This is a genomic window from Bacteroidales bacterium, assembly GCA_013314715.1.
Classification (GTDB): Bacteria; Bacteroidota; Bacteroidia; order Bacteroidales; family GWA2-32-17; genus Ch61.
The window spans coordinates 18,846-27,906 of sequence record JABUFC010000039.1 but is presented as its reverse complement, the minus strand read 5'-3'; the positions used below and the strand labels follow the sequence as shown (position 1 = coordinate 27,906).

The window sequence follows — 9,061 nt, the reverse complement described above, 5'->3', positions numbered from 1 at the left end:
TTTGGCTTTAAAAAAGATGTTTTTTTGAATAAAATCGTCCTGCAATTTGAATCATTACCTTAAAAATTCAATTTTAGGCAAATATTTTTGATATATCAAAAAAATAATATAATTTTGCAAAGGTCTCAATATAATCAATGTTTTGTCCTCTTACATAATATTTTCCGTAAATATTATCTTGACTTCCAAGGTTTTTAGTATAACCAGCAAAAATTCCAAATTGTATTTTTTTGCCATTTGTTTGAATATCAATCCAGCCAGAGGCCGTTGTTAAATTTGTATATTTTTTTATACCTTTGGTTTTATCGATGGTATCAGCAATCGCATAGCCTCCAATCATCATAATATCAGTAGCATTTTCGGCATAAATTCCCATAATTTTTAGTGTAATGGGTTTAAATTTCTTTTGAGTATAAGCATAATACGATAACGAATTTAGGCGTTGGTTGGTAAAATAGCCTAAACTTGTTTTTATTTCAGGAACTATAGATTTAAAATTAATACCAGCAGCAGCGTTCATTTTTAAACTATCGTTATTAAACGATAACTCTCCATTAAAACCGGGCATGTTTGCATTTCGCATGTACTTATTGGAAATACCATCGGGACCAGTATGAGTAAAATCGCGTTGTGAATATGCTGTAACATTTGCAACAACTTGTTTGGTAAATGAATAACTAACCTTAATTTGAGGATTTCTTGAAAAAGATAAAATTGGTGTACCTGTATTAAACGACACTGTACCAGGGATTGCATTTACAGGAAACATGGGATGCCAGTTTTGTCCAATTAATAGTTCGGTTTTGGTCCAATTTAATTTTACAAAAGCATGACGAAGACGAACTCCATTAACATCGGCATCGCTGGTACCAAAAAATTCTGCTTCGACAACACCACTCGATTTTGCACCAAAAGCATCGGGACCTGTTATACTTGCTTTTAAACGTGTTTGAATTGAAAGCATTTGAAAAGCATCTTTATCATTAATATCAACAGAATCTTTATCAAGTAATATGCTATCAGGAAAAAGATAAAAATGTCCTTCGCGGATATAATTGGCTGCACTGCTCTGGCGAGTATCGTAAAAAACATCGGTTTTAACAAAACCACTAAATTTAACGGTTGGCTTTGAACTTTCTTGAGCATAAATGGTTTGCAGCCCAATAAATACAAGTAAAATAAGAAATAGTTTGGTCATAAAATTACATGATTAAAATGATTTACAAAAATAAAATAAGTATTTAAATATTGAAATGACAAATATCATTTTTTATAAAAAAAATAAATATTACTTTTGGAAAAAAAATATTAATATCTAAATAAATTAAGTACTTTAATTACTTAAATATTTTATTGAATGAGAGGAATTGTTGATATATTTATTCCGCCCAAAAAATGGAAATTTTATGTTATAATTATATTAGGTATAATAACGGGACTCATATTCTTTTTGTTTTATGTTTCCAAAGCTCATTCGTATTTGTCAGACAATGCTGAAACTTGTATGAATTGTCATATAATGGCTCCTCAATATACTTCATGGTTTCATAGTGCTCATCGGCAATATGCTAATTGTAACGAATGCCATGTTCCTCATGATAATGTTTTTAATAAATATTTTTTTAAAGCAAAAGATGGTTTAAGGCATGCTACAATATTTACATTAAGAAAAGAACCTCAGGTTATTCGTATTCATGAAGCAGGAAAAGAAGTGGTTCATTCAAATTGTTTGCGTTGTCATGGTGATCTATTAACAGATAATAAGCTTCAAAATTATAATGGGAATACAACGAATATAAATAGAAAATCTTCAAATTGTACTTTTTGTCATCGTGAAACGCCACATGGTTCTGTAAATAGTTTATCGAGTGTACCAAATTCAAGAGTTCCTTTGCCAGAAAGTGCTGTGCCCCATTGGTTAAAAAAAATGATTACTAAGTAAATAATTTAAAAATTAATAAAATATGAAATGGTCAATAAAACAAATTGTAGAAAATAAGCCTTGGGCTGGTTGGTTATTATTTTTTGTAACTGTTGTTTTTGTTTTTTTTCTTGGTCTTTTGGCTTCTAGTATTATAGAACGAAGAGCTGAAGCTCAATTTGTATATAGTCCTAAAGTTGAGATAGAGCAATTTGAGCCAAGAAATGAAATATGGGGTGAAAATTTTCCAAGGGAATATGCAACATTTTTACAAACAGCTGATACTAATTTTAAGAGTTTATTTAATGGTAATGGTTTAAACGATGCTTTAAAAGAAAATCCAGATATGGTTATTTTGTGGGCAGGTTATGCTTTTGCAAAAGACTACAACCAACCTAGGGGTCATTTTTATAGTATAGTAGATATTCGTAATACATTAAGAACAGGAGCACCAAACGACACGACACCAAGCCCTCAACCCAATACTTGTTGGACATGTAAGAGTCCGGATGTTCCTCGCTTAATGGCTAAAATGGGAGTCCAAGAATTTTACAAAGGCTCATGGGACAAATTAGGTAGTGAAGTTGTGAATCCTATTGGGTGTGCCGATTGTCATGATAGTAAAACCATGAATTTAAAAATTACTCGTCCAGCTCTTATAGAAGCATTTCAAAGACAAGGAAAAGATTTAAATGAATCTTCACAACAAGAAATGCGATCTTTGGTTTGTGCCCAGTGTCATGTTGAATACTTTTTTGATAATCGTCAAGGAAAACAAAAATATTTAACTTTTCCTTGGGATTCTGGAATGACCGTTGAAGCAATTGAAAAATACTATGATAATTTCAATTATTCTGATTGGACGCATGCCATTAGCAAAGCCCCCATGCTTAAGGCACAACATCCTGATTATGAAGTTTTCAAGATGGGTGTACATTTTAGGGCAGGTTTGGCTTGCGCTGATTGTCATATGCCATATATAAGTGAAGGAGGTGTTAAATTTACCGATCATCATGTTCAAAGTCCTTTGAATAATATATCGCGATCTTGTCAGGTATGTCATAAAGAATCAGAAGAGGAGTTACGCGAACGTGTTTATCAAAGACAACGTAATATTAAAGAATTAAGAACAATATTAGAAAAAGAACTTGTTGCAGCTCATTTTGAAGCGAAACATGCTTGGGATATTGGGGCACAAGAATTAGAAATGAAAAATATTTTATTGTTGATAAGACAAGCACAATGGCGATGGGATTTTGCCGTTGCAGGGCATGGTAATTCATTTCATGCTCCATTAGAAACTGCTCGAATTCTTGCACATGGTATAAATAAAGCTCAAGAAGCTCGGCGATTATTAATTCAAATATTTGCAAAGTATAATAATTTTGATGTTAAAATACCTGATATTTCAACAAAAGAAATGGCTCAAAAAGCAATTGGAATAAACACACAGAAATTAAAAGCTGATAAAGAAATATTTTTAAAAAATGTTGTGCCTATATGGTTAAAAAAAGCTAAAGAAAGAGAAGCAAAATATTCTGTTAAATACTTATAATATAGATGTTTACTGATAAAATCTATTTTAAGCATACCTTAATAATATTAGCGGCTATTGCTACAGCTGGTTTTTTGCTCCAATGGTCTATAAATCCCTTAATAAATTTATCTTTTCCATTTAACCTATATGTTGGATTGTTATTATTAGTACTGATTTTATTATTAAGAATTTTTGCTTCAAAAACTTTTATTTATCATTGGTTAACTTCTCTTTTTACTTCATTGGCTGCTATACTGTTTTTTTTCTTCTTTATTATTTTGATGGGAATTATTCCTCAAAAGCATTCAATTTCATTTATTGATCGTTTGGGGCTGACTTCTATCTCAACAAGCATACCATTTATATTAGTGTACTTGTTTTTGTTAATAAATTTAGGTTTAGTTGTAACTAAAAGAATTACTAACAGTTGGAATAAAAAAAATGTTGCATTTATTTTAAATCATTTGGGCTTATGGTTAGTATTATTAGCTGGTGGCTTAGGTTCTTTCGATTTTATTCGACTCGATATGGTTTGTCGAATGAACTCAACAGTTTGGTATGGCTATGACGAAAATGAAAAAATTTATAATCTACCTTTTGCAGTTGAATTAAAGAAATTTGAAATAGACTATTATTTACCAAAAATTAAATTAGTTAAAAAAGATAGCACTGCTAAAAATGGAATGATTGTATTAAAACAAGCAGAATTAGATACTATTCATACAATAAAATTAGGTAATTATAATATTAATATTAAGAAATATATACCATATTCGTGGTGGTGGAACGATTCTGTTTTTTCAATGAAAGCACCTGGATACATTGCATCTGCATATGTCGAAGTTGTTTCAAAAGATAGTAGTTTTAATACATGGCTTGCTTACCCAAGTAGAATGCAACAAGGTAAAATGCAAGAAATGAAAAATGGAAACATCATTATTTTAGAAGCTCCTATTGTTAAACGTTATAAGTCAACTATTACTTTATATACACAAAATGAAGAAAAATATACTGCAACTATTGAAGTAAATAAACCGCTTGAAGTAATGGGTTGGAAATTATATTTAAAGGATTATCATAAAGAACTGGGTGAATATAGTGATTATATTATTATAGAAACCAATAAAGATAATTGGTTAAATGTTGTTTTTGGGAGCAATACTATTAATTTGGACAGGAAACAAAAACTAATATGATAGCATATTTTAATTATATTGTTATTTTGGGGATAACGTTTTTATTATCAAGTTCTTTTTTAATACTGTTTGATTCCAAAAAAGTTATAAAAAAGTTTATTTATAGCTTATTGGGTGCATATACACTCATTTTTCTAATTTTTATATTATTACTATGGAACGAGTTAGAACGAATTCCTTTGCGAACACTTGGTGAAACTCGTTTATGGTATGCCTTTTTTATCCCTATGTTGACATTGGTTCTTTATTTTAAAAGTCAATGGCGATGGATTGTGCCTTATGGATGTTTAATGGCAGTTGTTTTTTTAGTTATTAATGTTTTACATCCTGAAAATTTTTCAAAAGAACTTATGCCTGCTTTACAGAGTGTTTGGTTTGCACCTCATGTTATTGTCTATATTTTTTCATATGCTATTTTTGGTATGGCAACCTTATTGTCGTTACATCAATTATTATATGTTAAAGTTAAAAAATGGGAAGAATGGTTATTAACAACCGATAGATTGATATATACAGGTTTTGCTTTTTTAACTATGGGTTTATTATTTGGAGCAATATGGGCAAAACAAGCTTGGGGGCATTATTGGACATGGGACCCTAAAGAAATATGGGCGCTTATAACTTGGATGATATATTTGTTATATATGCATTATCGTTTAGCATATAGACCAGCATATTCGTCGGCTGCAAAAATATTGATAGTGGCTTTTATTCTTTTGTTGATTTGTTGGTTTGGAATCAATTACATGCCTATTGCTAATCAGAGTGTCCATACTTATGGTGGATAAATGATATAAAAAAAGGCTACCCTTTTGAGATAGCCTTCTGTTTTATATATAAGTCGAAAAAATATTATTTTTTATAGGCAATTTCTTTGATAGTATTGTTAGTAAAGTTTTTAACAGATATGGTTGCTACATTCCATTTTTGTCCTTTAGCAAAGAAGTTATAATCATAAGAAGTATCTTTAGAGCTTTGATATAGGGTCCAAGGTCCACTTTGTGATAAGCTCCAATAAATGTTATTGATATTTATTTCCATATGCTTTTCTCTAATACATGAAAATTGAACTGAATTGGGTAATTTTATGGTACCAGAAGCATCGACATTACTTGTTATTTTTTGAATCATTTCAGATTTAATAAATTGTCCATTCATGTTTAATATGGTTTCTAAGTATGCTGAATCGGAATAAGCACTATTGTAACTCATAGGGAATTTTATTAATATGGGTTTGTCAGTATATTCAGCATGAACTTGAGTGCCCTGAACATCAGCCCAAATGCCTAAACCCTCAACTTTATCGGTGCCTTTTAAAAGATACATATAAATGGGCTGTCCGGCTTCGGGTTGCATAGCAATATTGGCAGTTGGGAAATAACTATGACCGGGTGTATTGGCAGGTGTTAAAAAAGCAATGGTATCAATTTTATCAATTCCGACCATAGAAATATCCCAAGTTAAATTTTGACCGGGTGCAAACGATAAGGTAGGCAAATTGGTCGTATCTACATTCATAAGCATAGTATCACCGGCATTGCCTAAATCGGTTGAAGTGATTGTAACTCCTGTTGGAGTGCTACCACCTGTTGAGGGAGTATCGTCTTTTTTACATGCTGTTAAGGCCACAGCAATCATAAAAGCAAAAAGAAATGAATTTTTCATAGCATTTTTTTTATTGGTTTATTATATGCAAAGATAAAATGAATTATTTTTATAGCAAAAAAAATATGCTAATAATTGGAATTGCTGGTGGTACAGGTTCGGGCAAAACCACAGTTGTTAAAAAAATTGTAGAGCAATGCCCAGCCGATGGTGTAGTAGTGCTTCCTCAAGATGCCTACTATAAAGATAATAGTCATTTACCTTTAGAAGAACGTTTAGAAATGAATTTTGATCATCCCGATGCTGTCGAATTTGAGCTTTTAAATAAACATATTAAAATGCTTAAAGAAGGCAAGCCCATTCAGATGCCCATTTATTCATATTTAACTTGTACACGTTCGCCTGAAACAATACCCGTTGAACCCAAAAATGTTGTTATCATTGAAGGAATATTGATTTTTACTAATAAGGCTTTACGCGAAATGTGCGATATTAAAGTATATGTTGATGCCGATGCTGACGATAGGCTTATACGTGTTATTAAACGCGATATAGTTGAACGCGGACGTTCAGTAGATAAAGTGCTTGACCGATATATTAAAACGGTTAAACCGTCGCACCTTCAGTTTATTGAGCCTACTAAACGTTATGCCGATATTATTGTACCACAAGGAGGTGATAATATTGTTGCTATCGATATTTTAACTCATGTCATTGAACGAAAATTAAAACAAAAGTAAAATGAGCTTAACTGATATTCCTATCAATAAGATTTTGTTTCTCGATATTGAAACTGTGCCACAATATGCCAGTTTCGATGAAATGCCTGAGCATTTTAAAGAACTTTGGACATTAAAAGCCGAAAAAATTGATAAAGAACAGACTCCTTCTGATGTTTATCAGAGAGCAGGAATATATGCTGAATTTGGAAAAATAGTTTGTATTAGCGTAGGAACTGTATATACAAAAAAAAATTGCAAAACTATTCGTATCAAATCGTTTGCAGGCGAAAACGAAAAAGAAATTCTAACTCGCTTTTTTGAGCTATTGAATAAATATTATTCTACCGATGATTGTTTTTTGTGCGGGCATAATGGAAAAGAATTTGATTTTCCGTATATTGCACGTAGGGCCATTATTCATCGTTTAAAATTACCTAAAATTTTGGATACAGCCGGAAGCAAACCTTGGGAAGTTAAGCATTTGGATACTATGGAGTTATGGCGATTTGGCGATTACAAAAATTTTACATCACTTAATTTGCTTGCTGCTATTTTTGATATTCCAACACCCAAAGATGATATTTCTGGAAAAGATGTATTTCGTGTTTATTACGAAGAAAAAGATTTAAAGCGTATTACCACTTATTGCCAAAAAGATGTGGTTACGCTTATACAAATATTTTTGAGATATAGAGGCGAGGATATGATACCACCAGAAAACATTGAGTTAGTTGAATGAAAAAAATTCTTATCGTTATATTATTCTTATTGGGATGCAGAGAAAAAGAAAATTTGCAATCTATTACCATTGATTTTTCATACTATCCCATGAACGTTAACTCGGAAATTGTATATGCGGTTGAGTACATTAAAATAGATGCTCCTATTAATTTATACGACACCCAACGTTATTACTTAAAAGAACGTATCGAAAGCAGTTATTATGACGAAACTGGAAACTTAATATACAGAATAGAGCGTTATAAACGTTATGACACAAACTCAGTTTGGCAATTAACCGATGTTTGGTTTTCACAATTTTATAAAAACCAAGCTCATAAAGTAGAAGAAAATATTCGCTACGTTAAACTCCTGTTTCCTGCTAAAAAGGGTTTAAAGTGGAATGGGAATGCTATGAATACATTAGAACCACAAACATTTGTAATTGATACCATTGATAGGTATTGGAATGGATTTGATTCAACATTGGTAGTAGTGCAACAAAAGAAAGAAACATTAATCGATAAATACCTCGATTACGAACGATTTGCTAAACATAAGGGCTTAGTCGAAAAAACATATGTCCATATATCGCAAGCAGCTGTCATACCCAACCTACCTATTGAACAACGAATTACACGTGGTGAGTTATATAAACAAATAATAATCGAATAGTTGATGTATATTTATCAAGCTTTAAGTATGATTACTTTTTTGGGGGTATTGGCAATAATCAAATATAAAGCACTGATGGCATAAGGGTTTTCGTGCTTTGCAAATATAGCGTCCATGCAATATTAACCAGTGGTGAGCATCGGGTAGCGATGGAGGAGGTATGTTTTTAGTTAATTGTTTTTCTACTTCGAGAGGAGTCTTAGCATTTTCAACTAAGCCGATTCGATGAGCTACTCTGAACACATGCGTATCGACAGCCATGGCGGGTTGATGAAATAATACGGAAACAATCACATTGGCGGTTTTTCGTCCAACACCTGGTAATGAAGTTAATTGTTCTATAGAGTTAGGTACTTGTCCCTTATATTTATTTACCAACTCATGGGCTATTCCTTTTAAATATTTTGCTTTTGAATTAGGGTACGAACACGATTTAATAAATTCAAATATTTCGTCGATACTGGCTTTTGCCATTGAATTAGCATCGGGGTATTGTTCAAAGAGCTTGGGTGTAATGGCATTCACCCTTATATCGGTACATTGTGCCGATAAAACAACTGCAACTAATAATTGAAAGGGTGTTTGATAATTTAATTCTGTTTTGGGAAGTGGGTTATTTTTTTTGAATGCTTCGAATACATTTTTGTATAATTGTTGCTTACTTTGCTTCATAAAAATTTTTGCA

10 protein-coding genes are annotated in these 9,061 nt (G+C 31.6%); 7 read left to right on the top strand and 3 right to left on the bottom strand.

Annotated elements, in window-relative coordinates:
- Positions 1-73: 73 nt before the first annotated feature.
- Positions 74-1,198: a hypothetical protein gene (locus HPY79_09540; GenBank protein NSW46040.1), complete on the bottom strand. Its 1,125-nt coding sequence runs from the start codon at positions 1,196-1,198 to the stop codon at positions 74-76.
- Positions 1,199-1,357: 159 nt separating this feature from the next.
- On the opposite strand from HPY79_09540, the gene nrfH reads away from it, so the two are divergent.
- From nrfH to ccsA, 4 genes are read left to right on the top strand one after another with little or no spacing between them, the layout of a single operon-like run.
- Positions 1,358-1,942, top strand: a complete 585-nt coding sequence (gene nrfH, locus HPY79_09535; protein NSW46039.1) for a cytochrome c nitrite reductase small subunit — start codon at positions 1,358-1,360, stop codon at positions 1,940-1,942.
- 22 nt (positions 1,943-1,964) lie between these two features.
- Positions 1,965-3,476 carry an ammonia-forming cytochrome c nitrite reductase gene (gene nrfA, locus HPY79_09530; protein ID NSW46038.1) on the top strand — a complete coding sequence of 504 codons (1,512 nt, stop codon included), beginning with the start codon at positions 1,965-1,967 and terminating at the stop codon, positions 3,474-3,476.
- Positions 3,477-3,481: 5 nt separating this feature from the next.
- Positions 3,482-4,654: a cytochrome c biogenesis protein ResB gene (locus HPY79_09525; protein NSW46037.1), complete on the top strand. Its 1,173-nt coding sequence runs from the start codon at positions 3,482-3,484 to the stop codon at positions 4,652-4,654.
- Positions 4,651-5,442 (top strand): cytochrome c biogenesis protein CcsA, encoded by a 792-nt coding sequence (ccsA, locus tag HPY79_09520; GenBank protein ID NSW46036.1) that lies wholly within the window; start codon positions 4,651-4,653, stop codon positions 5,440-5,442. The genes HPY79_09525 and ccsA overlap by 4 nt, the downstream gene beginning before the upstream one ends.
- Before the next feature lie 64 nt (positions 5,443-5,506).
- Here the strand turns inward: ccsA and HPY79_09515 are convergent, their stop codons facing one another.
- The gene (locus tag HPY79_09515) at positions 5,507-6,319 is read right to left on the bottom strand and encodes a hypothetical protein (GenBank protein NSW46035.1); all 813 of its coding nucleotides are present in this window, start codon (positions 6,317-6,319) and stop codon (positions 5,507-5,509) included.
- A gap of 65 nt (positions 6,320-6,384) precedes the next feature.
- On the opposite strand from HPY79_09515, the gene udk reads away from it, so the two are divergent.
- From udk to HPY79_09500, 3 genes are read left to right on the top strand one after another with little or no spacing between them, the layout of a single operon-like run.
- Positions 6,385-6,999 (top strand): uridine kinase, encoded by a 615-nt coding sequence (gene udk, locus HPY79_09510; protein NSW46034.1) that lies wholly within the window; start codon positions 6,385-6,387, stop codon positions 6,997-6,999.
- 1 nt (position 7,000) lies between these two features.
- Entirely contained in the window at positions 7,001-7,720 is a 720-nt protein-coding gene (locus tag HPY79_09505) for a 3'-5' exonuclease (protein NSW46033.1), read from the top strand.
- A complete protein-coding gene (locus HPY79_09500) occupies positions 7,717-8,376 on the top strand; it encodes a hypothetical protein (protein ID NSW46032.1) in 660 nt (219 codons plus the stop codon). The genes HPY79_09505 and HPY79_09500 overlap by 4 nt, the downstream gene beginning before the upstream one ends.
- A 21-nt stretch (positions 8,377-8,397) precedes the next feature.
- On the opposite strand, the gene nth is transcribed toward HPY79_09500, so the two are convergent.
- Complete coding sequence (nth, locus tag HPY79_09495) at positions 8,398-9,048, bottom strand: endonuclease III (GenBank protein NSW46031.1); 651 nt, start codon at positions 9,046-9,048, stop codon at positions 8,398-8,400.
- Positions 9,049-9,061 lie beyond the last annotated feature (13 nt).